This window comes from Mesorhizobium sp. M0815 (assembly GCF_040319995.1).
Lineage (GTDB): Bacteria > Pseudomonadota > Alphaproteobacteria > Rhizobiales > Rhizobiaceae > Mesorhizobium.
In genome coordinates this window covers 52,097-78,164 of record NZ_JAMYOU010000019.1, presented here as the reverse complement: position 1 = coordinate 78,164, position 26,068 = coordinate 52,097, and the positions used below count along the sequence as shown (strand labels likewise).

The following is a 26,068-nucleotide window of genomic DNA, read 5'->3' as shown; positions in this document are numbered from 1 at the left end:
GATGGCGATCAGGCGCGGACGCGGCGTCGCCGCGATCAATTATCCGACCGGCATGAATCTCGGCGGCGACCCGACGCAGGCGCTGGTGCATTCGACGCCGACCGGCAATTTCATGGTCACGCTCTCCAGCGTCGACCTGGGCCAGGGCATGAAGCAGATCATGGCACAGATCTGCGCCGAGACGATCGGCGTACCGACCGACCGCGTCGTCGTCGACACCGCCGACACCGACACCGGCCCGCACTGCATGGGCACCTTCGCCTCGCGCGGCACGCATCGGGCCGGCAATGCGGTCATCCAGGCCGCCAGGGAAGCCCGCCAGGTGATGCTGGAAGTGGCGGCCGAGGAACTTGAGGTGAACGCCTCGGACCTCGAGACCGATGGCGAGGGCAACATCCTGGTCAAGGGCGCGCCGCAAAGATCGATCTCGATCTTCGATGTCGCGCTGTCGGCGCATTTCAAGCGCGGCCGTTCGATTTCCGGCCGCGGCATGTTTTTGATCCCCCGCTCCTATCCGGAGAAAGAGACCGGAGCGATGAAGCCGTCTACCTGCTACGCCCATGCCTGCACGGTGGCGGAGGTCGAGGTCGACGACGAGACCGGCGAGGTCACCGTGCTGACGGTGAAGAACGTGTTTGAGATCGGCCGCGCGCTGAACCCGAAAATGGTCGAGCAGCAACTCGTTGGCGGCTCGTGGATGGGCATCAGCCATGCGCTCTACGAAACGACCGAGCCCTATTATCCCAACCGCGACCATGGCGGCACCGACTTCAACCAATATCTGATGCCGGGTCCTGGCGATCTCGCGCAAACCGAGATCATCGTGCTGGAACGGCCCTCGGCGGACGGGCCGTATGGCGCCAAGGGGCCGGGCGAAATGTGCGCCAACCCGCAGATCCCGGCGGTCGCCAATGCCGTCTTCGACGCTGTCGGTGTGCGCATCGATACGCTGCCGATCACGCCGGAGCGCATCCTGCGGGCGCTGAAGGCGCAAGCCCCGAACTGAGTGCTGAAAATGCCCAAGAGAAGCGCTGAGACAGTCGCGACCTCGCCTGAGGCGGTGGCGTCGCGCCTCGCCGCCTCGCGCTATCTCGCCGATGAAAGCCTGGCCACCGCCATCTTCCTGGCGATCAGGCTGGGAAAGCCGCTGCTGCTCGAAGGCGCACCCGGCGTCGGCAAGACGGAAGCTGCGAAGGCGATTGCCGAGGTGCTCGGGCGCGACCTGGTGCGGCTGCAATGCTACGAGGGCATCGACGCCGCACATGCGCTCTACGAATGGAATTACCAGCGCCAGTTGCTCGCCATCCGCCATGCCGGTGAGCACGAGGTCGACATCTACGACGACCGCTTTCTCATCGCGCGGCCGCTGCTGCAGGTGCTGAAAGCGCCGGAAAAGCGCGTGCTGCTGGTCGACGAAATCGACCGTTCCGACCATGAATTCGAAGCGCTGCTGCTGGAGTTCCTGTCCGATTTCCAGATCAGCATTCCCGAGCGCGGCACCATTCGCGCGACTGCGCAGCCGATCGTCATCCTGACCTCGAACCGCACCCGTGAGCTTGCCGAAGCGCTGCGGCGGCGCTGCGTCTACCACTGGATCACCTATCCCGACGCCCGGCGCGAAGCCGAGATCATCATGCTGCGCGCCGGCGACGTCGCCGAGGCCACGGCGCGCGCCGTGGCTGCCGCAGTGCGCGACATTCGCGCCCGCCCGCTGGCGAAGCCGCCCGGCATCGCCGAAGCGGTCGAATGGGCGAACGCCGCGACGATCCTCGAAAAAGGCGGCAGTCCGTGGCCGGAAGCGTTTCGCCGCGCCATTGGCGTGCTGATCAAGGACGAGGAGGACCTTTCCTGCATCGCGCCCGACTTCGGCAAGATTGTCGAGGAGGCGCTGGCGTGAGCCCCGCGGATCTGCCTCAAGGGGCGACGCCCTTCCTCGGCTTCGGCCGGCTGCTGCGCCGCTATGGCTTTTCAGTGGCGCCCGAGCAGGTCTCCGGCTTCATGCAAGCGGTGACGCTGCTTGGGCCGCGCTCGATGGCCGACATCCGCGAAGCGGCGCTCGCCACGCTGGCGCCGCCGCCCGACCGCCGCGACGAATTCGAGGCGCATTTTCGGAGCCATTTCTATGGCAGCACCGCGGCAGTGGTCGGAGGCGAGGCCGACGAGGAAACCCGCATCAAGGATGACGGCGAAACCAGCGAACAAGAAATCGAGGTGGTCCGCCAGGAGCAAGGCGGCGAACTGTCTTCGGCCAGCGAACAGTTGAGCGTCCGCGAATTCAGCCGCGATAGCGACGGGCTTGCCGCCTTCCGCCGCAAGCTCGCCACCGCTTTGCCCGCCCGCCGCTCCTTCCGCACGGTGCGCACGCATGCGCGCGGCAAGCTCGACCTGCGCCGCTCGCTGCGCGAAATCGTCAGTGCCGACGGCGATATCCCCTCGCCGCTGCTGCGCCGGCGGCAGACAGTGCCACGCAAGCTACTCATCCTGATCGACGTGTCGGGCTCGATGAAACTCTACACCTCAGACTATCTCAAGCTGGCGCATGCGGCCGTGCAAGGCGCCGACCGGGCGGAGGTCTTCACTTTCGGCACACGACTGACCCGTATCACCTCGGCGCTGCGCATTCGCGACCGCGACCAGGCGCTGGCCCGCGCCGCTGCCCAGGTCGACGACTGGGACGGCGGCACCCGCATGGGACCGACACTGCTTGCCTTCCTCTCGGTGCCGCGTTTTTCGGCCTTTGCGCGCGGGGCGGCGATCGTCATCCTGTCGGATGCGCTGGAGCGCGGCGATCATGCCGAGCTGGAGACGGCGATGCGCCGGCTGAGCGCCCGCGCCTTTCGGCTTTCGCTGGCGACGCCGTTGGCCGGCGATCCACGCTTTCGGCCGGCGACGGCAGCGCTTCGCGCCATCCTGCCAGTGCTCGACGACCTGGTCGACGGTTCGTCGATCGCCGGCCTCACCGATTTCATCCTGTCGCTCGCCCGCCCAGCCCCGGCGGCCGCGGCAATCTGGAGGAGGGTTTCGTGATGCAGAAGGCGATCGACGCGCATTTCCACATCTGGCGCCAAAAGGACCAGCCCTGGCTGGTCGGGCCGATGGTGCCGCGCATCTTCGGACCGTATGAGCCGATCCGCCGCGACTATCCTATCGGGGAATTCCTCGCCGACCAGCAAGGCTCGGGCGTCGAGAAGGCGGTCTATGTCCAGACCAACTGGGCCAAGGAGGATTTCGAGAATGAGGTCGCCTTCCTGCAGAAAACCGCGGAACAAACCGGCTGGCCGCACGCCATCGTCGGCTATGCCGACATGACCGTGGACGACGTGCGTTCCCAGATCGACCGGCTGATCAAATACCCCCTGCTGCGCGGCGTGCGCATGCAGCTGCACTGGCACGAAATGCCGGCCTTCCGCTTCGCTGCCTCGGCCGATCAGGTCATCGACCCGAAGGTGCGGGCCAATGTGGCGCGTCTGAAGGACTACGGCTTGTCCTTCGACCTGCAGCTTTTCCCCGCCCAGATGAAGGACGGGCTGACGCTTGTCGGCGAGAACCCCGAGACCAATTTCATCCTCACCCACGCCGGCATGCTGACCGACATGGAGCCAGAGACCACCGAGGCCTGGAAAGCCGGCCTGCGCACGCTGTCAGCGGCCCCAAACCTCTATGCAAAACTGTCCGGCCTCGGCACCTTCGTCCACCGCAACGACCCGGCGCTGATCAGCTATATCGTCGACAATGCCATCGACATCCTCGGCAGCGACCATTTGATGTTCGGATCGAACTTCCCGATCGAGAAACTGTGGACCAGCCACGCCGAGCTGATCAAGGCGCACCGGGAAGCGGTGGGCAAGCACGGCGCAGCCGCCGAGGCCGATATCTACTGGAACACGGCGGAGCGGGTTTATCGGCCGGTGTAGCGCGCATTCCCTTCTCCCCTTGTTGTGGGAGAAAGTGGATTGGCGCGCAGCGCCGAGACGGATGAGGGGTGTTGGAAGGAACGCGGCGGTGGAAATACAGGCAATTTGAAGCACTTACGTCTTCAAGCTAGCAATCCTTCCGGCACCCTCATCCGACCGAGCTTCGCTCGGCCACCTTTTCCCACAAGGGGAGAAGGGAAGGCGCCGCGCCTCACCGCACCTCGAACTGCGGATCGACCGGGATCTGCATCGCAGTGACCATCTGGTTGGTCTGCCCCGCCAGTCCGATGATCGACACCAGCTCGCCATGTTGCGCTTCGGTCATGCCCTTGGCGCGGGCTGCCGCCGTGTGCGAGTGGACGCAGTAGGAGCAGCCATTGGCGGTCGAGACGGCGATGTAGATCATCTCCTTGGTCAGCGGGTCGATGGCGCTGTCCGCGACCATCACCGCCTTGAGCTGTTCCCACACCCGCTTCAGCGAGACCGGATCATTGGCCAGCCCGCGCCAGAAATTATTGACGAAATCGGATTTGCGCGTCGCGCGGATGTCGTCGAACACGGCCTTCACAGCGGGAATCGCCTCGACCTCGGCATCGGTCAGAAGTCTTGTGGTGGCCATGGGCAGGCTCCTTTCGGTTTGAATCGATGAGAGAGGTCGTTGAATCGGCTTGGTAGCGAATGCGGCTAACTTGCTCTGGTGATTCACGTTTTGCAGGCCGGCCCAGAACCCTGGAAATGCAGAGGCCCTCACCGTCGTCATCCTGGGGTCTGCGCCGCGTCGCTGCGCTCCTTGCTTCGCCCCTCGATGACGAATGGACTGGTGACTCCGCCAATTGTCGAAGTACGCATCGCCTGGAACCTAATGAACCGCCGCATACATGATCTTCTCCTCCGTCGCCTCGGCCGGCGAGAACTCCTCGACGATGCGGCCTTGCCGGCAGACCAGGATGCGGTCGGACAGGTTCATGATCTCCGGCAGGTAGGACGAGATGACGACGACGGCCAGGCCCTCATCGGCCAGCCGGTTGATGATCTGGTGGATTTCGGCGATCGCACCGACATCGACGCCGCGCGTCGGCTCGTCGAAGATGACGATGCGCGGCTTCTGCACCAGCCCCTTGCCGATCACCACCTTCTGCTGGTTGCCGCCCGAGAGCTCGACCACCCGCGCATTGTCGTTGATCGCCTTGACGTTCAGCGTCTTGGTCCATTCGGCCGACAGCGCCCGCATCTCCTGCGCATTGATCACCCAGCCCTTTTCCCGCCCGGCCGCCAAAAAGCCGCCGAACAGGTTCTCGGCAACGTCCATGGTCTCGAAAATCCCCTCGCTCTTGCGGTCTTCGGTGACATAGACGATGCCGTCCGCCACCGCCTCGCTCGGAACGAGATAGCGCACCGGCCGGTCGTCCAGCTCTATGGTGCCGCCGCGCAGGAAGTCGCGCTTGTAGATGCCGGAAACGATCTTGAACGTCTCGGTGCGACCCGAGCCGATCAGCCCGAACACCCCGGTGATCTGGCCCTCGAAGATCGAGAAGGAATTGTTGCGCACGACATTGCTCATCGAGATGTCCTGCACCGACAGCACCTTCTTGCCGGCCTTGCGCAGCTTGGCCTCGTCGCGCTGGCTGTAGAGCTGCCCCGACAGCGTGCGCCCGACCATGGCGGCGACGATCCTGTCGCGATCGAAGGCGGCTGTGTCGTCGGTGATCACCAGTTCGCCGTCGCGCAGAATGGTGATGCGGTCGGCGACATCAAGCGCCTCTTCGAGCGCATGGCTGATGAAGACGATCGACACACCCCTTGCCTTGAGCCGGCGGATCAGCGCGAAGAAGTGCCGCTTCTCCTCCGGCGTCAGCGTCGCCGTCGGCTCGTCGAAGATGATGATCTCGGCATTGTGGTGGACGGCGCGCGCGATCTCGACCATCTGCCGTTTGGCCGCGCCCAGCGTCGCCACCATGGCGTTCGGGTCGACGGGAAAGTTCAACGACTGCAGGAATTGCTGCGCTGAAATGTAGGTGCCGCGCAGCCGGTTGAGAAAGCTTTCCGTGCCGAGATAAAGGTTCTGCGCCACCGTCATCGACGGCACCAGGCTGGTCTCCTGGAACACCATGGCGATACCGGCTTGAAGGGCCGCATGCGGCGAGGCGTAGGCGATCTCCTGCCCGTTGTGGAACATCTTTCCCGAGGTCGCGTCGACGACGCCGGCGATGATCTTGGTCAGCGTCGATTTTCCCGCGCCATTCTCGCCGAGCAGCGCGTGGATCTCGCCCTTGCGCAGCTCGAAGCTGACATTCTTCACCGCGGGCACGCCGCGATAGGTCTTGGTCACGTTCTCCAGGCGGACGATCGGTTCCATCAGCGATGTCCTCCTGGACCCAAGTCGATGGCCAGCAGGCAATCGCCGCCTTTCGGGGCAATGAACAGGCGACCGTCTTTCTCCGCCACGCTGCAGATGCCGTGGCGCGTGCCGTTGGCGCGGCTGTGCAGGCTGAATTGCGGCCGCATCTCCCGGTCGAGCCTGACCACCAGGCCGTAGGAGCGGCTCGGCGACCATGGCTTGTGAATGCCCATGGTGCGAATGCCGCCGCATTGCAGCGGCTCGAGGAAGCTGCGGTTGGAGGCAAGTGCCGGCGCGATCCAGTGTTGGGGTGACACTTGCGCCAGCATGTCGTTTCGATAGTGCGTTTCCTGCAGCACGAATTCGATCAGCCGGTTGCGGGGCGCAAACAGCGCCAGCCAGGCACCGCCACCGGCGGCAGGCGACAGGCGCGAGGGATAGCCAGGCAGATGCGCCAGCACCGTCGAGCGGCTGCCTGTCGCGCTATCGAAGCGGACGAGTTGGTGCCGCCAGCTCTCGCTGACCAACACATCCTTGCCGGTTGGATACAGCCCATAGGGAAAGGCGATGTCACCGGCGAGCTTGCGGAATTCGCTGCCTGCCGGATCGCGCTTCCACAGCGAACCGGAAGCGCCCTTCTTCATCAGATCCGCGGCCCATTGCGACGGCGCGTGGTGGGCCGAGCCATTGGCCAGCCAAAGCGTGCCATCTTCTGCGTAGGCGAGCGCTGTGATGCAGCGGATCTCGGCCGGCAGGGAAGCGTCCTTGCCTGCGATCAACAGCCTGCCGCTTTCGAGCCCGACCGTCAGTTCGCCGGCGGGCGAGCGCGCGAGCGCGATGACCGGGGACGGAAATGTCTCGACTATCGTCGGCGCGGCACCGGCGGTGACCGCGTAGACGGCATTGGCACTGGAAACCAGCAGCCGGCCGTCGGCGACCAGCAGATTATCGGGCTCGGGCAGTTCGGCGAAGGCCGCAACATCGTCCAGCAGCGTATTCGGCCTGAAGGCGCCATCGAGCGGCGGGATGGTCACCGCCTTGCCGCGAAAGATGTCGAGGATCGGGTCCAGCATCATGGCTTCGCTCCCCAATAGGAAGCGGGGCTGGTCCAGTTCGGATCGGCAGCGGCAATCCGGTAGCGGCCGATGCGGTTGTTGAGGATACCGCCGACGAACAGAAAACCCTTGTGCTCGCGCATCGAAGTGACCATCGGATGCACGGCGCCCGACAGGTCGCCCATCGCTTCGACGATGCCGCCCTTCTCGTTGAATTTCACCACACCGCCGGTGTTGATGTTGGGGAACAGCCATTCGTCCTGCGGCAGCCGGCGCGTCATGCGCTTGCGCATGTCGGGATGCCGCAGCGACAGGTCGAAGCTCGGCGTGCGCATGCCAAGCCAGGCCATCCAGTAGTTGCCGTCGGAGGCGCGGTTGATGTTGTCGGGGTAGCCCGGCATGTCGCGGATGACGCATTCGGCGGTGCCTGCTTTCGGCCCTTCCAGCCAGTAGCGGTGCACGCGGCAGGCCCAGCTTTCGGCAAAGAACAGCGACTTGCCGTCATGCGCCATGCACACGCCGTTGGTGTAGCGGTAGCCGTCGAGCAATGTCTTCGTCGAAGCGTCCTTCGGGTCATAGACGAGCAGCCGCCCGGTGGCGCGGTTCTCGATCGAGTCCAGCGCCCAGTCGTGGGCGTCATAGCGCTTGGTGGAATCGGTGAAGTAGATGCGGCCGTCCGGCGCGATGTCGCAATCATTGGGATCGCGCAGCCGCGCATCGTCGACGATCGAAGTCCAGGAGCGCGACGTTTCCGCCGATAGCCGCTTCACCTCCCGCTCCGGCGAGACCGAATAAAGGCCCATCGCGCCGACGCAGCTGATCAGATTGCCTGTTTTGTCGAAGGCCAGGCCGAGCGGAAAGCCGCCAATATGGGCAAAGACCTCCGAGTGTTTGTAGTCCGGCGCAAAGAAACGGACGATCTCGCCATGCCTGGTGCCGCAATAGAGATGGTCGTCGCGGTCGAGAATGACGTCTTCCGGCCCTTCCAGCTCGCCGAGCCCGATATGGTCAGCCTCCGACAGCCGGTTGTCGAGCTCGTAAGGGGTGCCGGAGCCCGGTGCCGCTGACTGCGTTGCCCCCATCTTCAAATAGACCGGTGCCACATAGACCTCGTCCAGCACCTTGTGGCGGTTCTTTAGCCAGCGAATGTCGATGGTGACGGCAACTGCCAGCATGATGCCCAGCACCATCTGGTTGGTGCCGGTGCCATAGCCCAGCCGGATCAGCCCGTTGGTCATCGTCAGCACGATGATCGCGCCCATCAGCCCCTTGATCACCGAGCCGCGGCCGCCGCCCAGGCTGACGCCGCCGACGACCGCTGCCGTCAAAGCCATGACTTCGAGATTGAGGCCTGTGCCCGGCCCTGCCCCGCTCAGCCGGCAGGCGATGAGGAAGCCGCCGAGCGAGGCGCAGAAGCCGGAGAACACATAAGTCACGAACACGGTGCGGCGCACGCGGATGCCGGCATTGTGGGCCGATCGCCGCGACCCGCCCACCGCCTGCACATGCCAGCCGGGCCGCGAGCGCGTCAGCGCGACATGGGTAATGATCGCCAGGATAATCGCTGCCCACACCGCAACCGAAAGGCCCCAGAAGGTGTCGTCGCCGATGAAGTCCAGCACATCCGATGTGGCATCGGAAAGCTGGACGTCGGCGGCATAGGTGGTGACCAGTATGTCGAACAGCGCCCGCCCGAAAATGAAGGTGACCAGTGTCGTCAGGAAAGCGCGCAGCCTGAAATAGCCGATCAGATAGCCATTGATCGCGCCGAACAGCAGCCCGGTGGCGATCGAGGCGGCCAGCGCCAGCCATACCGATTGTTCGAGGATGAAAAAGACGAACACGGCGGAAAAGCAGGACAGCGCGAAGATCGAGCCGACCGAAAGGTCGATGCCGCCGCCGAGCATGACCACCGTCATGCCGGTGACGACCAGCGAAAATTCGCCGAGCTGGCGGGTCGATTCCTGCAGCGACATCGGCTTGAAGAAGCCGGGAATGATCGAACCGAACACGCTGAGCGTCGCCACCAGCGCCAGGAACGGAATGGCGTTATCAGTCCAGCGTTTGCTTAGGATCTCGCCGACAAGGTGGTCGGGCACGAGATTGTAGCGCCAGGATTGAAGGCGTTCGCGAAAGGACATCGGTTGCTGCTGCCACTCAAGAGAGAAAGAGGCGGCCGAACAAGGTCCGGCCACCTCGTCGATGCTTGCAACGGACCCGCGGTTTACTTGGCCGCAGCTTGGGCTTGCAGTGCTTTCAAGTCCCAGCAGCTGTCTGGCTTGAGGTCGGCCTTGGTCGTCGCCTTCTCCAGCGTGTAGATGTAGGTGTGCGAGGTGCCGGCTGGCTGGCCACTCTGCAACAGGAACTTGATGACGGCGTTCATGTCGCCCGACTGGCGGGCAAGGTCGGTCATCACCACCGCGCCATAGGTGCCGTCCTGCAGCTTGTCGCAGTCGGCAGTCTTTTCGCCGCCGCCGGTGGTGACCAGAAAGACTTTGCCCTCGAGCTTGGCATCGCGGATCGCAGCAGATGCGCCCGTCGCGTCGCCGTCCCAGAAATCGATGATGGCGCAGATGTCGGGGTTCTGCTGCAGCATCGTCGTCGTCACGTTGCGCGAGGTCGTCGCATCCCAGTTCGAGTCAGGCTTGGCCACGACCTTGAAGTCGGGGTTCTTATCCAGCACCTTCATGATGCCGGCATACTGGTAGAGGCTCGACGAGTTGGCCTGGTCGCCCTGCACCAGCCCGATCTTCTTGGAGGAGTTCGGCCCACAACCCTTTATCGCCGCTTCAGCTTCGAGTTGCCCGAGCCGATCCCAGTCGCTGCCGACAAAGGCATCGGCCGGGAAGTTCGCCGGATTGTCGACCAGCAGGACATAGGTGCCGGCGGCCTGCGCCTTCTTCATCAGCTTGGCATAGGAGTTGAGGTCCGGCGAATGGATGATCAGCACGTCCGGCCTGGTGTCAGACGAAATAGCGTCGGTTATCGCCTGCGCGCCGGCATCGACCACCCAGTTCGGGTCACGCGTCTCGAACACGCCGCCCCAGGCCTCGACCTCGGTCTTCAGGTAATGCGCCCAGCCCTGTGCCAGATCGAAGCCCATCGCCATCGGCACCAGCATCACACGCTTGCCCTTGAGCGCTTGCGAATAGGCGCCCGGACCCGGATCTTCGGCGGCAAAGCTTGGCGCCACGAATGCGGAGACGGCAAGCGCTGCCGCGGCGGCCATAAATGTCCTGATGATTTTCATGTCACATCCTCTGGTTTGGTTATTGTCGTTCGCGGTCGGCCCCAACCGTACGCGTCAGTCTAGATGTCGCCTTGCTGCGCGGTCTGCTCGTCGCGCGGATTGATGAACCCATCGACGATGATCGCCGCCAGCAGGATCGCGGCCTTGATCAGGTTCTGATAGAGCAGCGGAATGTCGATGATGGTCATCGCGTTGAGCAGGATGCCGATCAGCGCGGCACCCACCAGCACGTTGCGCACCCCGCCCCGCCCGCCCGACAGACCGATGCCGCCGATCACCGCCACCAGCACGATGTCGTAGAGCAGCGTGGAATTGACGATGCGGGTGTTGATCGAATGCAGGCTGGCGGCGGTGAGCAAGCCGGCAATCAGCGAGACCAAGGCCGAGAGCACGTAGCGCAGCACCAGCATCGGGCGCACTGGAATGCCGATATTGCGCGCCGCAACCGGGTTGTCGCCGGCGAAATAGACGTAGCGGCCCCATTTGGTGTAGCGCAGGAACAGGAAAAAGGCGAAAGCCAGCCCGGCGAAGACAAAAACCTCGACCGGGATGTCGAGGAAGCGCAGCCCGCCCAGGAGCTCGACCCAATGGCCGGGCGGCACCGGCACGGCGTCCTGTGTGATCAGTTGTGAACGCACATAGCCGAAAACGAAGGACGCGGTCGCCAGCGTCACGAAGATCGCCGGAACCTCGGCGTAGGCAACCAAAATGCCGTTCAACAGCCCGATGGCGAGAACACCGGCTAGCACATAGGCGAAGGCCAGCCCGTCGGACATCCCCGAATTCAGCAATTGCAGATACCACGCAACCGACATCGCCATGATCGCCACCGCCGACAGGTCGATGCCCCTGCCGATAATGACGACCGCCATGCCGAGCGCCAATATGCCCAGCACCGAGACCGAGCGCACGATTGCAACGAGATTGTTCGAATTGATAAACCCGGGCAGTCCGATGGCGGCGGCAATGAACAGCACGACCGCGATGGCAAAGACAATGCCCTCCTGGTTCAGGCTTCTCCAGTTTAGCCAGCCGGTCGCGTTCATTGCCCGCTTTCACCCGCGATGGCTACGCCCTGCTCCCTCTGCGGCCATCGGAACGAAAGCTAATCGGCTCAAGACCAATTCGTCAAATGAATCCGCGCATTGCAGGCCGGCTTGCGAGGAAATTCCGCGGTTGGACGCACCGATTGGCGAGGCTGGCGCAATGCCCGGAACTCAAGCACTTTTGCAATGATCGTGCCGATCGAACCGCTGGTAAAGGTTTGCTCCCGGACGAGCGGAGCAGGCAGAATTCATGTCCGCGCTCGCCGCGCAGTTCCTGCATCAAATCCGCAAAACATGGCCCGAGACCTCGGCGCCGGCAGCCCTCGGCAGCGCCAGGAAGCGGAACGAGGCGACGAGCCCGATTGCGCCGATCACCAGGAAGGCAAGTCGGAAGTCGACGAGATCGAGCGCCGCAGCGTCCCTGGCGATCTGCGACAGGTTGAGCAACGCCGCCGCGACCGCCACGCCGAACAGCATCGCCACCTGCTGCAGCATGCTGGACAACGTCGCCGCCGAGCTACGCTGCGGTGAGGCCACATCGGCGAAGGCCAGTGTGTTGAGCGCGGTGAACTGCATCGAACGCGACAGTCCGGCGATCAGCATCAGCACCACCACCAACGCTTTCGGCGTCTGCGGCGAAAGCGCCGCGCAGGCCATGATCGACAAAGAGGCGATCACTCCGTTGACAATCAGCACCGAACGGAATCCGAAGCGCCTCAGCGTCGGCGTCGTCACCGCCTTCATCCCGAGATTGCCGAGGAAATAGGCCAGGATCATCATGCCAGCATCGACCGGGCTCAGACCGAAGCCGACCTGGAACAAAAGCGGCAGCAGGAATGGCGTGGCGTTGATGGCGATCCGGAAAATCGTGCCGGCCGAAAGCGTCGAGATGGCAAAGGTCTGCACCTTGAAGGCTGTGAGATCGAGCAGCGGATGGTTGGCGCGTCGCAGATGCCGCACCGCCAGCCAGCCGACCAAAATGCCCGTACCGAGCAGTGCCACGGTCGGCAACACCCCCCCTCGCGGATGCGCGATGCGCTCGAGGCCATAGAGCATCGCGGCGAGCCCTACCGAGGTCAGCAGGAAGCCCGGCCAGTCGAGCGGCTTGGCCCCAGCTTCGCGGTCGCCGGGAATGAAGCGGGCGACCAGCGCCAAACCGGCAACCCCAAGGGGAATGTTGATGAAGAAATTCCAGTGCCAGGAGACATAGGTGGTGATGAAGCCGCCAAGCACCGGCCCGACCACCGGCGCGAACAGCGCCGGCCAGGTGATCAGCGCCGTAGCGTTGAGAAGCTCGGATTTCGGCGCATTGCGCAGCACCAGGATGCGGCCGACCGGCGTCATCAGCGCGCTGCCCAGGCCCTGCACGGCACGTGCGGCGACGAATTCAGCCAGGTTCTGCGAGACGCCGCAGGCGAGCGAGGCCAGCGTGAACAGGGCAATCGCCATGAGGAAGATGTTGCGCGCGCCGAAACGGTCCGCGAGCCAGCCGGACAGTGGCACGAACACCGCCATGGTCAGCATATAGACGGTTATGCCGATGCTCATCGCCACCGCCGGCACGCCGAAGGATTCTCCCATCTGCGGCAGCGAGGTCGAGATGATGGTCGAATCTAGAAGCTGCATGAAGAAGGCGACGGCGACGATCAGCGCCACCCGCCGGGCTTGCCGCGCCGCCGGCGCGGTTTCGGGTAAGGCTTTGTCTTCGGGAATGGCGGTCATGCGTAGAACTGTCCGAAGGGGAATCTTCTCCCGCCCCATCGGCAGCCGCACAAATGTCCGGCAAACCGATGACGCACCGGTTTCAACAGCATTTGGCCGGTGCCGTCCAGACATGGACCAACAAACTTTCGTGTGGCATCGCAGCCCGGCTATGCGATGACCTGGCCCTGCCGCCGAACCGGCGTTTTACGATCCGCGATGGCGCTTCGCGCCACTGCCGGCGTGTCTCATGCGGCTTCGATCTTCTCCAGGAACAGGCTGAGCTGGTCCGGGTCCATGTGCACGACGTGCCTGTCTTCGGGATACGCCAGGCTGTTCACATCGGCGACATATTCGGAAAAGGCAGCGATGCGTTCGGCCTGCAGCCGATCGTATTCGGCGGCGAAATTGCGATAGACCTTGGAATGGCGCGGCATGTGGCCACGGTTCTGGCCGAGGATATCGTCTGCGAACAGGTATTGCGCATCGCAGCCGGTGCCCGCCCCCATAGACAACATGATCAGCGATGTGCGTTCCGAAATCGCCTTGGCCACCTCGACTGGCACCACCTCGATCTCGGCGCCGATCGCGCCGGCGGCCTCCAGTTGCTTCACCGCCTCGAACACCTGCATGGCGGTATCGGCGGTCTTGCCGACGGCCTTGAAGCCGCCGGTCCAGGTGGCGCGTGACGGGATGAGGCCGACATGCCCGATCACCGGAATTGCATCGTCGGCCATCCGTTTGATGGTGGCGTAGCCGGCGCTGCAATAGACCGCATCGGCGCTGGCCTTGTAGAGCCGGAACGCCCAGCGGACGAAATCATCGGCGGTGCCGATCTCGAAGAAATTCTCGCCCGGCATGGTGAACAGGCTGGGTGCCGCATCGCGATATTGCGGATTGAGCACCAGCTCCGGCGGCACCGAGACGATATCGACGCCGGCGCGTTCGGCGGCCTCGGCCTCGTCCATCGTCAGCACGCGCAGCATCGTCAGCTGCCGCTTGCCCTTCATGGCGCGCAGGTCGGCGACGGTCGGTCTTTTCCGGCTCATGGATTTTGGTCCCCTTTGCTACGTGACAGAAGGCCGGTCAGGCGATCTGGATCATCACCTTGCCAGCTTCGACCTTGACTGGATAGGTCGCGAGATTGACGCAAACGGGAGCGCCCTTCGCCTGGCCGGTCTTGTAATTGAAGCGGCCATTGTGCTTGGGGCATTCGATGATGTCGTCCATGACAAGCCCGTCGGCCAGATGAGCCTGTTCATGCGTACAAAACCCGTCGGTGGCGAAGAATTCATCGTCCGGCGAACGGTAGATCGCGAAGGTGCGGCCGCCATGGTCGAAGCGGATGACATCTTCCTCTTCGACATCGTCCACGGCGCACGCTTCGACCCAATCGGCCATCTCTGCTTCTCCTGAAATTTCTGCGTTGCGCTCGTGCAGTGCCTACTCAGCCGCTGCCGACATGTTCACTTCGTGGAACTCGCCACGATAGGGCCGTGCCGTTGGCGGCAGTTCGCGCTTAAGGAAATAATCCTCGTATTTGAGCTGCCTGAGCAGGACCGGCCAGACCTCGCGATAGGCATGCCATATCGACGGGTTCGCCTCGGGCAGATCGTGCTTGATCAGTTCATGCAGCCTGGGCAGCGCGTGATACGGTACCATCGGGAACATGTGATGCTCGACGTGGTAGTTCATGTTCCAGTAGATGAACCGGCTGATCGGATTCATGTAGACGGTCCTGGTGTTGAGCCGGTGGTCGACGACGTTGTCGGCCAGACCGATATGCTGCAGCAGGCCGGTCAGCACCATGTGCCAGGTGCCGTAGAGGCGCGGCACGCCGATGAGCACCACCGGTATCCACGACCGCATGAACACGGCGAGCGCGATCGTCGCGATGTAGATCGCGATATGCCAGCGCGCCGCGATGACGGCCTTGTGCTGTTCCATCTCGGGAACGTAGCTTTTCTCGTCGGGCGTCAGCTTGCCGAACGCCTGGCGTACCAGCGCCGGAAGCGAATAGCGAAAATCGAGGATGCCGGTGAAAGCCAGCGCGGCACGCAGCAGGTCCGGCGGGCGCATCACGGCGATCTCGGCGTCGCGGCCGACGATGATCGTGTCCGTATGGTGCCGGGCATGGCTCCAGCGCCAGGTCACCGGATTGCGCATCAGCATGAAGCTGGCGATCTGGTAGACGACATCGTTCATCCAGCGCGTGCGGAAAGCCGTGCCGTGGCCGCATTCGTGCCAACGCGAGTCGCTGGAGGAGCCGTAGAGCACGCCGTAGACGAAGAAGAACGGCACGCACCACCAGGTGCCCCAGAAATAGATGGCGCCGGCGGCGGAGCCGAGGATGGCGATGATCCAGATGATCGTGTCGCGGATCGCCGGGCCGTCTGAGCGCTGCATCAACTCCTTGATCGCCTTGCGGGGGACATCGGTGTGGTACCACTCCGCCGAGGCCAGTCCCGTCTCGATCGCCCTGCGCGTGCTTTCGCCGACCAGGCTGTAATCGCGCTTTACCGTGCCAGCCATTGTGACCTCCAATTCCAGCTCGGCCGCGAACCCTCCCCGCTCCGGCCGGGACCAGCCTCCCAACTGGTGTCTCGTATCGTCCTAGCCATTATCACGACCTGCCTCCAAGAACAGGAAAACGGCCCGACGGCTGGGGATAATCCTGCTGCGGCTGCCTGGCGATTGCCGCGATCCGGCTCTCGGCGGCGGCGATCTCGCCGGCGCCGTCGAGAACCCGGAACACCGCATCGTACGAGCGGCTCTCGCCGTGCTCCAGCCAGATCATCTCGCCGCGTTCGCGCGCCGCCAGATTTCCCAGCACATGATGCGTCGACGGCTCGATGCCAAGCGCGTACTGTCCAGCCTGGAAATTCTGCCATTGGTAGGTGCAGGGCAATTGGTCCTTGCGCGTGACCACCTCGAACCCGAGGCCGAGCCTATCGTTGACCACCGCCACCGGGACTTCGCCGGTGCTGCCAGCGCCGAGCTCGTGCTGCCAGACCTGTTCGCTGAAACGCGGCTGCGGCGCCGGGACCGTGCGATAGCCGACCTTTTGCGCCTCATAACGCTCGCCGGCATGCCCGGCCCAAACGACATCCCTTATCGGCGCCAGATAGCGCGCGCCCTCGTCAAGCACCGGATGGCTGACATTGATGTGGTAGAAAAACATATGCGGTGTTCGGTTGAAACCGTGATTGACGACACGGTCCGAAAGCCGGATCTCGTTGCCGCCGACATCGGCCTCGATCCGCCGCAATAGATGCAGATCCTCGCCGAATACAGTCGATTGCTGGACGATGCCTTCGGCCCACAACACGCAGCGGTCGCCGTCCCAGGTCTCGCCGTAGCCACTCAGCCGCGCCGGGATGGTGCTGATGCGGCCATGCAGCGAATGGCGCACCGTCTTCTTCGGCGGATAGTTGTAGGTGTCGGCGGGTACCTCGTTCATGAACAATATATGGTCGAGGCCGCAGGTCAGTAGAAGGCCGGAAAACGACCGCGCCCAGGCCAGCCCGTCCTCGCCTTCATACTCGTGCAGGCCGGGATTGCGAAAGCCGCTCGGCGAATGCCAGCCGATCGCCTGGCCCTTGAAGTCGCAATCGGCGATATCGAGCGCCCGGTCGACCAGCGCGGTGAAGCGCAGGCCCGAGCCGGTGCGGAATTCGAGCATGCGGATGCCGCGCTCGACGCCGTCGCCAAGCGTCATCAGTCGCACGCCGGCGAACTGCGACAGCATGCCCGAGCGTTCCGAGACCTGCCGGCGCGACAGCGTCTTGCCGTAAAGCTCTACCATGTGACGGCCAGTTCCTTCACTTTGCTCCCGTCCTTCACTTGGCTCTCGTCTCCTTGAGCAGGGCCGACATGTCGGCGCCGGTGATGATACTTTCCACGGTCAGCAGGTCGGTGTCGGCGACCGTCTGCTCGGCGACGATCTCGCCGCGCCGCATGACGATGATGCGGTCGGCGACCTGGAAGACGTGATGGATGTTGTGGGTGATCAAAAGCACCGAGTGACCGGCGTCGCGCACTTCCTTGACGAAGCGCAGCACGCCGTGCGTTTCCTCGACGCCGAGATTGTTGGTCGGCTCGTCGAGGATGATGACCTTGGCGGCGAATTGCATGGCGCGCGAGATGGCGATCGACTGGCGTTCGCCGCCCGACAGCGTGCTGACCAGCGCATCGGCGTCGAGCTTCTTCGAGATGCCGACGCGCTTCAAAAGAGCCGAGGCGGCATCGCGCAATTGCGCGAGATCGAGCGGCGCGAACACACCCAGCCATTTGAGGTTGACCGGCTCGCGGCCGAGGAAAAGATTGCGCGCGATGCTGAGGTCCGGTGCCAGCGAGGTGTCCTGGTGGATGGTCTCGATGCCGAGATCCATCGCATCGCGCGTCGAGCGGATGGAGACCTTCTGGCCGCGCACATAGATGTCGCCGCGGTCGACCGGAAACACCCCGGAGATCGCCTTGATCAACGTCGATTTGCCGGCGCCGTTGTCGCCGAGCAAGGCCACCACTTCGCCCTCGTTGAGCGTGAAGGAGGCGCTCTTCAGGGCGCGGACGCTGCCGAAGGACTTTTGCAGGTTGTGCAGCCGAAGCACTTCCATGGTCAGCTCCTGGCGGCGTTCTTCTGCAGCAAAGCGTGCAGAATGAGCATGGCAAGGATGATGACGCCGACGAAGATGTTGTAGGCGAGCCCAGGCACGCCGATCAGCACGATGCCGTTGCGGATGCTGCGCAGCATCAGCGCGCCGACGATGGTGCCGAAAATGGTGCCTCGCCCACCGGTCAGCGCGGTGCCGCCGACCACCACCATGGCGATCACTTCGAGCTCGTAGCCGGTGCCTGCCACCGGCGAGGCGGCAGAAATGCGGAAGGCGCTGATCATGCCGGCGAGACCGGCCAGCACCGAGGTCAGGATGAACAGCCAGATCTTGACCGCATCGGCCGGCACACCACGCGCCACGGCGGCGTTACGGTTCGAGCCGATGGCGCTGATCCAGTTGCCGAGCTTGGCGTAGCGCAGCACATAGATCGCCAGTAGCGACAGGCCGATGAACCACCACAGCGAGGTATAGAAACGGAACGTTCCGATATTGAAGCTGCCGGCCAACAGCGTCACGAAGAACCCGGGCTGGTCCCAGGACTTCAGCGGAAAGCCTTGGGTGATGTAGAGGGCCGCGCCTCGCACCACGAGCAGCATCGACAGCGTCACCAGGAAGGAGGAGATGCCGATCTTGGTGACGATCAGCCCATTGATCGCACCGATCGCTATGCAGAGCAGCAGGCCGGCCAGCAGCGCCACGCCAATATCCACCCCGCCGTTCTGCACCAGCAGCATGACGACAACCGGCGCCAGTCCGAACACAGCACCGACCGAAAGGTCGAACTCGCCCGCCGTCAGAAGCAGCGTCATGCCGAGCGCGATGATGCCGAGCTCGGGCAGGAACGCCATCATGTTGGAGATGTTGAGCGGCGACAGGAAGTTCGCATCGGCGATCGCGAACACCGCCAGCAGGACGATCAGGATGACGAGCGACGAGAACTGCGGCGAGCGGATCAGGCTCGACCTGCGTTTGGCACGCGGCATTTCCTCTTCTGCGGCAATTGTCATGACAGCTCGAACCATACGCCAGGGTGAGGCCCGCCGCCTGCGCGGCGAGCGTCAGTTCCAATCACTTGTTGTAGAGTTTCAGGATCGGTTCGACGCTCGAGGCGTCGTAGAGGCTGAAAGTGTGGATGTCGTAGCCGATCGGTTCGCCGGCGGCGGCCAACCCGAGCAGCGCCACCGGCATGAAGCCCTGCGCCGACGGGAACTGCCAGGCAGCCGCGTTGACGAAACCGGCCTTGACGGACTCGGCCGTTTCCTTCGAATTGCCCCAGCCGACGACCGGAATCTTGCCGGCCGGCACGCCGGCGCCATCGAACACCCGCTTGACGCTGGCCGCGACGGAATCGCCGAGCGCGATGATTGCCGGCGGATTGTTGGCCACCATGTAGTCCGTCATCTTGGCGATGATGCCGGCCGGATCGGTGCCGCAATCGACCACGTCATATTTGATGCCGAGCGGATCGAAGACGCTGGCAATGCCTTCGGTCTCGAGCTGCTGGTAGCTGGCACCCGGCACTTCGACCGGCAGGAACACCTTGTCGCCCTGCTTCACCATTTTGTGGTCGACCAGATATTTCGCCCAGATGACACCGGCTTCCCTAAGGTCGGCGCCGACATAGGCTTGCCGGCGGGTTGCCGGATCGTCGGTGTTGAAGAACACGATCGGGATGCCGGCCGCCTTCGCTGCCTTGACCTCCTCGGTCCACAGGCCGGGCTGCGCCGAAGTCGTGGCGATGCCGTCCGGCTTGGCGGCGAGTGCCGAGTTGAAGGCTTCCTTCTGCGCCGCCATGTCGCCGCCGCTGAACGAGATCTTGCAGGTCACCTTGAGCTGGTCGCAGGCCTTGGTCGCGCCGGCATTCCAGTCGATCCAGAAGGCATCCGACGGGCCGCCATGCGACAACAGGTAGAACGTCTTCTGGGCGTCCTGCGCCACCGCCGGAGTACCCAGCGTTGCACCGGCTAGAACCGTCGCGGCAGCCGCGATTTTCAACGCGAATTTCAACATTTCTCTTCCTCCCTTGTTTCGTAGCCGAACCGCGCCATCACAGTCCGTTGGCGCGGAATTTCCCATCGAGGAATTTCTTGGCGCGCGGCACGTCGTCTTCCGAAAGATGCTCGATGATGACCGGGATGTTCGGGTGCTTTTCGGCCAGCCGCTTGAGATAAAGGTCGTAGTTCAGCGAACCGAGGCCGGGCGCCGGCAGCTCGATCTCACCGACGCCGCGGAAAGTGTGGCTCTCCAGCGCGTCCTCGTCGCCAATGTCTGCGTGCTTCTCCGACTTGTCGCCGCCGGAACGCTTGACGTCCTTGGCGTGGGCGATCTTGATCTTGTCGGTCAGCGTGTCGAACACCTGGTTCAGGATCTGATCCATCCGGTCGATATTGTGGGTTTCGAAATAGTTGGTCGGGTCCATCAACAGGCCGAGGCCTGGGTGGTCGACCTGCGCGAACATCCTCACCGTCTCCTCGACCGAGCCGACGACATTGTTGACATAGGTTTCGAGCAGGAAGACCGCGCCGTGGTCATAGGCCGTCTGGGCAAGGTCGGCGATGACCTTGCGGCATTCCTCGAACCCTTCCTCGGTCTTGTTCTTCGGGTGATGCACCCAGTCGGATTCGGTGTTGTAGGTACCCGTTTCCGAGATCACGTAAGGGGTGCCGAAATGGCGCGCGTTGCGGATGATCTCCTTCAAATAGCCGACGCGCCTCTCGCGCTCGCCCATATCCGGATGGATGATGTTGGTGTAGCCCGACACACAGCAGATCGGCAGATTGTGGTCGCGGAACGTATCGCGGACGGTCTTGGCCTTGTCCTTGGTGATCTGCCCGGACGACAGGTCGATATCCCTGAAATGCAGGTCGAGCTGCACGGTGTTGAAATCGAGCGCACGGATCTCCTGCGCGGTTTCCTTGAGGCCATACGGGAAATAACCCGTGAAAATACCTGCCTGCATCATGGTGTGAATTCCTCCCTGTAAGTGATTCAGTCAGTTGATATTTCGGAAAGCTTGACCGTCCGGCCTTTGTCGATCGAGCGGTAGCCGGCTTCGACCAGCGCCATGGTCTTGACATTGTCCGCGACGGACAGCGCTGGCGGCTCGCCCGTCTTAACCGCGTGCTGAAGCTGCTCCATGACGCCGATGAAAGCATGCGGGAACCACATCGTGTCCCAGCTGGGTGTCACCCATTGACCATCGGTGGTCTCGGTCGAGGCGTAGGTCAGCGTCGACGCAGCGCCCGTCGGCCAGCCGATGGTGCCTTTGGCGACACCCTTGGTGCCGTCGACGCGCCAGTTGATGTGCTGGTCGTCCTGGTAGCCCTCCTGGCGCGGACCGGACCAGACATCCTCCAGCGATACGGCGAACACGCCGGACGGGAACCGCAGCGTCGACACGATGATGCCGTCCGAATGATCAAAGCGGGTGCGCGGATCCTTGCGGGTCAGGGTGGTGATCTCCAGGGGATCGCCGAACAGGAAGCGCAGTACGTCGAGATGGTGGACGCTCATATTGGCGAGCGTCAGCCGGTCATAGTCCTCGAGGAAGGTCTGCCAGTGCGGGATCGCATGCATGTCGATCTGGGCGAAGACGATGTCGCCGAGCGCGCCGCTGTCGATGATCTGCTTCAAGACGCGCATCGACTGGTCGTAACGCATGTTCTGGTTGACCGAGAGGATCTTGCCGGCCTTGGCCGCCTCGTCGCGCAGTTTGACGGCTTCATCGAGCGACAGCGCCAGTGGCTTCTGCGCCAGGATCGCCTTGATATGTGCTTGGTTCAGCGCATGGCGGATCAGCGCCGGCTGCTGGTCCGGCGGAAAGGCAAGATCGATGATCTCGACGTTCTTGTCCTCGATGAGTTGTTCCGGCGTGTTATGGACGGTCGGGATATCCCAGCGCTTGGCGACCTTCTCGGCGCTGGCCTTGGTGCGCGAGGCGATCGCCACCACCGGAAAACCGGCTTCCTTGTAGGCGGCAAGGTGACATTCGGCCATGATCATACCGGCGCCGACGCAGCCGATCCTGTATTCCCTGGTGCGGACTTTAACGTCCGGCTCGAAGCCGTTGCCCGCTATTTCTTCGCTTGCCATATGTTCCTCCCGAAGCTCGTTTCTTGCAGCCGCCGTCATCTTGCCAGCGCTTCCCCGCTTTGCCCGAAATAATGCACCCTGCCCGGCTCGCAGGATATCGCCACCATCGCGTCCGGCCTGATGTCCGGCTGGCCGCGCAACAGCGCCCGCAGGCGCGCCTGCCCGGCGGCGAGCGTCACCACGGTGTAGCCGCCGAGCGGCTCGACCTCGAACACTCGCGCCGGGCGGCCCGCGCCCCCGTCCGAGATTCCATCCGACCAGGCCTTGACCTTGATGTCTTCCGGCCTGAGCCCGATCTCGACGGCATCGGCCGGCGCCGCCTTGTCCGCGATGCGGATCGTGCCTTCGGCCGCCTCCACGCCTTCCGCGCCGTGCACCGACTTCAATATGTTCATCATCGGCGAGCCGAGCAGCCGCGCCACATAGGTGCTGGCCGGCCGGTCATAGATCTCGGCCGGCGCGCCGATCTGCCTGATCTTGCCGCTCTCCAGTATGGCCATGCGGTCGGCGACCGACATCGCCTCTTCCTGGTCGTGCGTGACATAGATCAGCGTCTTGCCGAGCTCGCGCTGGATGCGCTTGAGCTCGACGCGCGTCTCCTCGCGCAGCCGGGCGTCGAGCGCCGAGATCGGATCGTCCATCAAATAGGCAGCCGGATCACGCACCAGCGCGCGGGCGATCGCGACGCGCTGCCGCTCACCGCCGGAAAGCTGCGCCGGCGGTTTGTGCAGGATATGTCTGATATGCAGCTTGGCCGCGACATCGGCGACGCGTTTTTCGATCTCGGCTTCTGCCACCTTCCGCTCGACCAAAGGAAAACGGATGTTGTCGCGCGCGCTCATATGCGGGAACAGCGCCAGATTCTGGAACACCATGGCGACATTGCGCTCCGCCGGCGACACCGTGTTGACCGGCTTGCCGCCAATCAGGATCTCGCCCGTGTCCGGGGTTTCCAGCCCGAGCACCAGACGGAGTATCGTCGACTTGCCCGACAGCGGCGGCCCGAAGAAGCAGAAGAACTCGTTGTCGTTGACCGCGAACGAGGCATCGTCGACAGCCAGCGTGCCGCCATAGCGTTTTGTCACATTACGGAAAACGATATCGGCCATCTCAACCTGCTCTCAACGCAAGGCCGGTAGCGGCGTCGAAGACGCGCACCGCCTCCGCCGCAGGCGCGACGACGGCTGTCTGCCCGATCGCCAGCCCGACATCATTGTCGAACACCGCCTTCACCGCGGTCTCTCCCTCGCCAAGATGGATGATGGTGCGCGCGCCGATCCGCTCGACGAAACTCACCGGCATGCAGAGGCCACGGCCGCTTTCGGCCAGCGTCACCTGCTCCGGTCGAAAGCCATAAAACACCTCGCCGCGCATCCGGCTGGCGGCATCGGCGATCTCGACCGGCAGCGGCGGCGTCGCCCCGAGTGGGCCAAGATCGACGACCAGGCCACGGTCACTTTCCGCCAACCAGCCCTTGAGCAGGTTCATGCCCGGCGCACCGATGAAGCGGGCGACGAAGACGTTGGCCGGGTTGTTGTAGACTTCCAGTGGCGTGCCGACCTGCTGCAGCACGCCGTGGTCCATCACCGCGATGCGGTCGGCCATGGTCATCGCTTCGAGCTGATCGTGGGTGACGTAGACCATGGTCTGCCGGAACTGCCGCTGCAGTTGCTTCAATTCGGTCCGCATCACCGCCCGGAAGGCGGCGTCGACATTGGACAGTGGCTCGTCGAGCAGGAAGATCGCCGGCTCCATGATCGCCGAACGGCCAATCGCCACCCGCTGCAATATGTTGACCGAAAGCCGGTCGGCCTTGCGGTCGAGCAGCGGCGTCAGCTGCAGCATCTCGGCAATGGCGCCGACGCGGCGGTCGATCTCGGCCTTTGGTGCGCCGCGCATTTTCGGGCCGTAGGCGAGGTTCTGCCGCACGCTCATATGAGTGAAGATCGCATAGTTCTGGAAGACGAAGCCGACGCCGCGCCGCCCCATCGGCACGCCGGCCATGTCGCGTTCGCCGAACAGGATCTTGCCGCTGGTCGGCTCTTCCATGCCGGCGATCATGTTCATCGTCGTCGACTTGCCGCAGCCGGACGGCCCGAGCAGCGCCATGAACTCGCCGTCGGCAATGGCCAGATCCATCGTCTGCAGCGCAGTGAAGTCGCCAAATTTCTTGACAAGGTTTTGCAGATGGATCGTGCTCATGCCGCCACCTCGCGTACCCGGGCCATGCGTTTCATGGCAAACACAGCGGCGATGGACAGCACGATCAATATGGCCAGCGCGATTGCCGCCACATAGCCCCAGATCAGGTCCTGCGTGGTGAGCTTGTAGATGTAAACGGAGATGGTTTCGGTAGCGACCCCGGGACCGCCGCCGGTCATGATGTAGAGGGTGTCGAATATTTTGAAGTTCTCGATCACCCGGATCGCCAGCGCAATGATGATGATCGTCTTCATCTTCGGCAGCACGATGGTGACGAAGCGCTGCCAGGGGTTGGCGCCGAGCAGCGTCGCCGCCTTGATCTGGTCCTCCGGCACGCCGACCAGGCCGGCAAGCAGGATCAGGAACATTAGCGGCGTCCACTGCCAGATGTCGACGACCATCACCGCGATCAGCGCCAGCGTCGGATCCGAGAGCCAGGCGATGGTGACGGGAAAGCCTGACATCGCCGACAGGATGTCGTTGACCGGGCCGCCCGACTGAAACAGCATGAAGAACATGTAGCCGGCCACCGCCGGCACCACCATCATCGGCATCAAGAGGATCGAATAGAAGATCCGCTTGCCGGGAAACTCGTCGGCAAACAGCGTCGCCAGCGCGAGGCCGAGCAGGAACTCCGCCGGCACGCAGACGATCATGACGATGGCCGTGCGCTTCAGCGCGCTCCAGAAGCGCGCGTCCGCGACAAGGTCGGTGTAATTGGCGAAACTGTTCCACATCGACCAGGCATTCCACCAGCCGGTGCCCGACAGCGGCGACCAGTCGGTCAGGCTGATGTAGAGCTGCATCAGCAGCGGGAAGACGGCGATGAACAGCACCAGGATCTGCGCCGGCAGGGTCAGCCGGAATCCGAGCCGCGCGCCCTCGTCCGGCAACACCGACGTCGCCTTGGAGGCTTGCATGTCGCCCTCCGAAATCGTGGCTGTCACCGAGCTCATTGCTTGAGCGCCCCGAAGGTCAGCCCGCGCACCAGATGACGCTGGATGGCGATGCCCATGATCACCGGCGGCACCGCGGCGATCAGGCCGAGAGCTGCCTTGGCGCCGTAGAGCTGTCCGGTCATCGAGGAGGACAGCGAGGCCATGTAGACCGGGACCGTGACCCATTCGCGCGTCGTCAGAAGCAGCGCAATCAGATAGTCCGACCAGTTGAGGATGAAGACGAACAGCGCGGCACTGGCCAGCGGCGCCCGCATCATCGGCAGCGTGATGCGGGTGAAGACGCGCCACCGCGAACAGCCCTCGACCAGTGCCGCCTCCTCGATCTCGCGCGGCATGTCGTCGAAGAAGGTCTTCATCAGCCAGAAGGCGAAAGGCAGCGTGACGATGCCGTAGATCAGCGACAGCCCCCACCAGCTGTCGGTGAAGTTGAGGAAGGCCCACATGATCATCACCGGGGTCATGACCGCCATCGGCGGAAACAGGCGAAGCTGGATCAGCGCCAGCGGCAGGTTCTGGCCCGAGTTGAAGCGCGACAGCCCGTAGGCCGCCGCTGTGCCCGCCGACATGGCGATCGCCGTGCCGAACGTGGCCGACAGCAGCGACGACAGGATCGGCTTCAAAGCTGTGCGGTCGAGCGCGACGATAAGATTGTTGGTCGATTCACCGAAGACGAAGCGGAAATTGCTGAGTGTCGGGTTCTTCGGCCACCAGGTCAGGTCGGCGCCGGTCGCCGACCATTCGGCGATCGGCTTGAACGCCATCGACATCATCCACAGGATCGGCACCAGCGTCACCGCCATTGCCGCAAAGATCGCGGCATAGCGGAATATCTCGAAAGGAACTGAACGCTTCATCTTGCGGCTTTGCTGGGTCCTTCGTTATCGAGGGGAAGAGC

The 26,068-nt window shown here is 63.6% G+C and carries 24 protein-coding genes; 4 read left to right on the top strand and 20 right to left on the bottom strand.

All coding sequences use genetic code 11. The annotated features are described in order from the left end of the window. The first annotated feature begins 1 nt into the window (after window position 1). From NKI01_RS20935 to NKI01_RS20920, 4 genes are read left to right on the top strand one after another with little or no spacing between them, the layout of a single operon-like run. A complete protein-coding gene (locus tag NKI01_RS20935; RefSeq protein WP_023721264.1) occupies window positions 2-1,006 on the top strand; it encodes a xanthine dehydrogenase family protein molybdopterin-binding subunit in 1,005 nt (334 codons plus the stop codon). Between the two features lie 9 nt (window positions 1,007-1,015). Further along, on the top strand, window positions 1,016-1,897 hold the full coding sequence (locus NKI01_RS20930; RefSeq protein ID WP_352894128.1) for an AAA family ATPase: 882 nt from the start codon (window positions 1,016-1,018) through the stop codon (window positions 1,895-1,897). Further along, entirely contained in the window at window positions 1,894-3,027 is a 1,134-nt protein-coding gene (locus tag NKI01_RS20925; protein WP_352788615.1) for a vWA domain-containing protein, read from the top strand. The genes NKI01_RS20930 and NKI01_RS20925 overlap by 4 nt, the downstream gene beginning before the upstream one ends. Next, entirely contained in the window at window positions 3,027-3,914 is an 888-nt protein-coding gene (locus NKI01_RS20920; protein ID WP_352788730.1) for an amidohydrolase family protein, read from the top strand. The genes NKI01_RS20925 and NKI01_RS20920 overlap by 1 nt, the downstream gene beginning before the upstream one ends. 211 nt (window positions 3,915-4,125) lie before the next feature. On the opposite strand, the gene NKI01_RS20915 is transcribed toward NKI01_RS20920, so the two are convergent. The 20 genes from NKI01_RS20915 to NKI01_RS20820 all read right to left on the bottom strand — a co-directional run bounded on the left by NKI01_RS20915 (window position 4,126) and on the right by NKI01_RS20820 (window position 26,027). Beyond that, a complete protein-coding gene (locus NKI01_RS20915) occupies window positions 4,126-4,533 on the bottom strand; it encodes a carboxymuconolactone decarboxylase family protein (protein ID WP_352788618.1) in 408 nt (135 codons plus the stop codon). A 240-nt stretch (window positions 4,534-4,773) separates the two neighbouring features. After that, entirely contained in the window at window positions 4,774-6,270 is a 1,497-nt protein-coding gene (locus tag NKI01_RS20910; RefSeq protein ID WP_023721268.1) for a sugar ABC transporter ATP-binding protein, read from the bottom strand. Beyond that, complete coding sequence (locus tag NKI01_RS20905) at window positions 6,270-7,328, bottom strand: SMP-30/gluconolactonase/LRE family protein (protein WP_352964480.1); 1,059 nt, start codon at window positions 7,326-7,328, stop codon at window positions 6,270-6,272. Before NKI01_RS20905 ends, NKI01_RS20910 begins: the two co-directional genes overlap by 1 nt. Then, the gene (locus NKI01_RS20900) at window positions 7,325-9,448 is read right to left on the bottom strand and encodes an ABC transporter permease (protein WP_352964477.1); all 2,124 of its coding nucleotides are present in this window, start codon (window positions 9,446-9,448) and stop codon (window positions 7,325-7,327) included. Before NKI01_RS20900 ends, NKI01_RS20905 begins: the two co-directional genes overlap by 4 nt. Before the next feature lie 83 nt (window positions 9,449-9,531). Beyond that, window positions 9,532-10,557 (bottom strand): sugar ABC transporter substrate-binding protein, encoded by a 1,026-nt coding sequence (locus NKI01_RS20895; RefSeq protein ID WP_023721271.1) that lies wholly within the window; start codon window positions 10,555-10,557, stop codon window positions 9,532-9,534. 59 nt (window positions 10,558-10,616) lie between these two features. Next, a complete protein-coding gene (locus NKI01_RS20890) occupies window positions 10,617-11,603 on the bottom strand; it encodes an ABC transporter permease (protein ID WP_352496049.1) in 987 nt (328 codons plus the stop codon). A gap of 279 nt (window positions 11,604-11,882) precedes the next feature. After that, window positions 11,883-13,325 (bottom strand): DHA2 family efflux MFS transporter permease subunit, encoded by a 1,443-nt coding sequence (locus NKI01_RS20885; protein WP_352964473.1) that lies wholly within the window; start codon window positions 13,323-13,325, stop codon window positions 11,883-11,885. Between the two features lie 227 nt (window positions 13,326-13,552). Then, window positions 13,553-14,353, bottom strand: coding sequence for a 3-methyl-2-oxobutanoate hydroxymethyltransferase (locus NKI01_RS20880; RefSeq protein ID WP_023675787.1), 801 nt, complete (start codon window positions 14,351-14,353; stop codon window positions 13,553-13,555). A gap of 37 nt (window positions 14,354-14,390) precedes the next feature. Then, a complete protein-coding gene (locus tag NKI01_RS20875; RefSeq protein WP_352481591.1) occupies window positions 14,391-14,705 on the bottom strand; it encodes a MocE family 2Fe-2S type ferredoxin in 315 nt (104 codons plus the stop codon). Window positions 14,706-14,747: 42 nt separating this feature from the next. Beyond that, the gene (locus tag NKI01_RS20870; protein WP_023721275.1) at window positions 14,748-15,836 is read right to left on the bottom strand and encodes a fatty acid desaturase family protein; all 1,089 of its coding nucleotides are present in this window, start codon (window positions 15,834-15,836) and stop codon (window positions 14,748-14,750) included. A 91-nt stretch (window positions 15,837-15,927) separates the two neighbouring features. Then, a complete protein-coding gene (locus NKI01_RS20865; protein ID WP_023721276.1) occupies window positions 15,928-17,109 on the bottom strand; it encodes an aldose 1-epimerase family protein in 1,182 nt (393 codons plus the stop codon). Between the two features lie 34 nt (window positions 17,110-17,143). Then, a complete protein-coding gene (locus NKI01_RS20860) occupies window positions 17,144-17,926 on the bottom strand; it encodes an ATP-binding cassette domain-containing protein (RefSeq protein ID WP_352481708.1) in 783 nt (260 codons plus the stop codon). Continuing rightward, window positions 17,923-18,927 (bottom strand): ABC transporter permease, encoded by a 1,005-nt coding sequence (locus NKI01_RS20855; protein ID WP_245278679.1) that lies wholly within the window; start codon window positions 18,925-18,927, stop codon window positions 17,923-17,925. The genes NKI01_RS20860 and NKI01_RS20855 overlap by 4 nt, the downstream gene beginning before the upstream one ends. Before the next feature lie 61 nt (window positions 18,928-18,988). Continuing rightward, window positions 18,989-19,930, bottom strand: coding sequence for a sugar ABC transporter substrate-binding protein (locus NKI01_RS20850; RefSeq protein WP_352964470.1), 942 nt, complete (start codon window positions 19,928-19,930; stop codon window positions 18,989-18,991). A gap of 37 nt (window positions 19,931-19,967) precedes the next feature. Beyond that, the gene (locus NKI01_RS20845) at window positions 19,968-20,882 is read right to left on the bottom strand and encodes a sugar phosphate isomerase/epimerase family protein (protein WP_352964467.1); all 915 of its coding nucleotides are present in this window, start codon (window positions 20,880-20,882) and stop codon (window positions 19,968-19,970) included. A 26-nt stretch (window positions 20,883-20,908) separates the two neighbouring features. Beyond that, window positions 20,909-22,012: a Gfo/Idh/MocA family protein gene (locus NKI01_RS20840; RefSeq protein WP_352788631.1), complete on the bottom strand. Its 1,104-nt coding sequence runs from the start codon at window positions 22,010-22,012 to the stop codon at window positions 20,909-20,911. Window positions 22,013-22,047: 35 nt separating this feature from the next. Continuing rightward, window positions 22,048-23,121: an ABC transporter ATP-binding protein gene (locus NKI01_RS20835; RefSeq protein ID WP_352481598.1), complete on the bottom strand. Its 1,074-nt coding sequence runs from the start codon at window positions 23,119-23,121 to the stop codon at window positions 22,048-22,050. A gap of 1 nt (window position 23,122) precedes the next feature. After that, on the bottom strand, window positions 23,123-24,214 hold the full coding sequence (locus NKI01_RS20830) for an ABC transporter ATP-binding protein (RefSeq protein ID WP_352481599.1): 1,092 nt from the start codon (window positions 24,212-24,214) through the stop codon (window positions 23,123-23,125). Further along, window positions 24,211-25,170 (bottom strand): carbohydrate ABC transporter permease, encoded by a 960-nt coding sequence (locus tag NKI01_RS20825; RefSeq protein ID WP_352964463.1) that lies wholly within the window; start codon window positions 25,168-25,170, stop codon window positions 24,211-24,213. The genes NKI01_RS20830 and NKI01_RS20825 overlap by 4 nt, the downstream gene beginning before the upstream one ends. After that, a complete protein-coding gene (locus NKI01_RS20820; protein ID WP_023721285.1) occupies window positions 25,167-26,027 on the bottom strand; it encodes a carbohydrate ABC transporter permease in 861 nt (286 codons plus the stop codon). Before NKI01_RS20820 ends, NKI01_RS20825 begins: the two co-directional genes overlap by 4 nt. Window positions 26,028-26,068: the final 41 nt, after the last annotated feature.

Excerpts from the sequence above, each read along its gene's own strand:
- NKI01_RS20885 (WP_352964473.1), bottom strand. The coding sequence starts at position 13,325 with ATGACCGCCATTCCCGAAGACAAAGCCTTACCCGAAACCGCGCCGGCG.
- NKI01_RS20895 (WP_023721271.1), bottom strand. The coding sequence starts at position 10,557 with ATGAAAATCATCAGGACATTTATGGCCGCCGCGGCAGCGCTTGCCGTC.
- NKI01_RS20935 (WP_023721264.1), top strand. The coding sequence starts at position 2 with ATGGCGATCAGGCGCGGACGCGGCGTCGCCGCGATCAATTATCCGACC.
- NKI01_RS20855 (WP_245278679.1), bottom strand. The coding sequence starts at position 18,927 with ATGACAATTGCCGCAGAAGAGGAAATGCCGCGTGCCAAACGCAGGTCG.
- NKI01_RS20890 (WP_352496049.1), bottom strand. The coding sequence starts at position 11,603 with ATGAACGCGACCGGCTGGCTAAACTGGAGAAGCCTGAACCAGGAGGGC.
- NKI01_RS20820 (WP_023721285.1), bottom strand. The coding sequence starts at position 26,027 with ATGAAGCGTTCAGTTCCTTTCGAGATATTCCGCTATGCCGCGATCTTT.
- NKI01_RS20905 (WP_352964480.1), bottom strand. The coding sequence starts at position 7,328 with ATGATGCTGGACCCGATCCTCGACATCTTTCGCGGCAAGGCGGTGACC.
- NKI01_RS20875 (WP_352481591.1), bottom strand. The coding sequence starts at position 14,705 with ATGGCCGATTGGGTCGAAGCGTGCGCCGTGGACGATGTCGAAGAGGAA.
- NKI01_RS20880 (WP_023675787.1), bottom strand. The coding sequence starts at position 14,353 with ATGAGCCGGAAAAGACCGACCGTCGCCGACCTGCGCGCCATGAAGGGC.
- NKI01_RS20825 (WP_352964463.1), bottom strand. The coding sequence starts at position 25,170 with ATGAGCTCGGTGACAGCCACGATTTCGGAGGGCGACATGCAAGCCTCC.
- NKI01_RS20850 (WP_352964470.1), bottom strand. The coding sequence starts at position 19,930 with ATGTTGAAATTCGCGTTGAAAATCGCGGCTGCCGCGACGGTTCTAGCC.
- NKI01_RS20845 (WP_352964467.1), bottom strand. The coding sequence starts at position 20,882 with ATGATGCAGGCAGGTATTTTCACGGGTTATTTCCCGTATGGCCTCAAG.
- NKI01_RS20835 (WP_352481598.1), bottom strand. The coding sequence starts at position 23,121 with ATGGCCGATATCGTTTTCCGTAATGTGACAAAACGCTATGGCGGCACG.
- NKI01_RS20930 (WP_352894128.1), top strand. The coding sequence starts at position 1,016 with ATGCCCAAGAGAAGCGCTGAGACAGTCGCGACCTCGCCTGAGGCGGTG.
- NKI01_RS20915 (WP_352788618.1), bottom strand. The coding sequence starts at position 4,533 with ATGGCCACCACAAGACTTCTGACCGATGCCGAGGTCGAGGCGATTCCC.
- NKI01_RS20870 (WP_023721275.1), bottom strand. The coding sequence starts at position 15,836 with ATGGCTGGCACGGTAAAGCGCGATTACAGCCTGGTCGGCGAAAGCACG.
- NKI01_RS20830 (WP_352481599.1), bottom strand. The coding sequence starts at position 24,214 with ATGAGCACGATCCATCTGCAAAACCTTGTCAAGAAATTTGGCGACTTC.
- NKI01_RS20920 (WP_352788730.1), top strand. The coding sequence starts at position 3,027 with ATGCAGAAGGCGATCGACGCGCATTTCCACATCTGGCGCCAAAAGGAC.
- NKI01_RS20840 (WP_352788631.1), bottom strand. The coding sequence starts at position 22,012 with ATGGCAAGCGAAGAAATAGCGGGCAACGGCTTCGAGCCGGACGTTAAA.
- NKI01_RS20865 (WP_023721276.1), bottom strand. The coding sequence starts at position 17,109 with ATGGTAGAGCTTTACGGCAAGACGCTGTCGCGCCGGCAGGTCTCGGAA.
- NKI01_RS20910 (WP_023721268.1), bottom strand. The coding sequence starts at position 6,270 with ATGGAACCGATCGTCCGCCTGGAGAACGTGACCAAGACCTATCGCGGC.
- NKI01_RS20900 (WP_352964477.1), bottom strand. The coding sequence starts at position 9,448 with ATGTCCTTTCGCGAACGCCTTCAATCCTGGCGCTACAATCTCGTGCCC.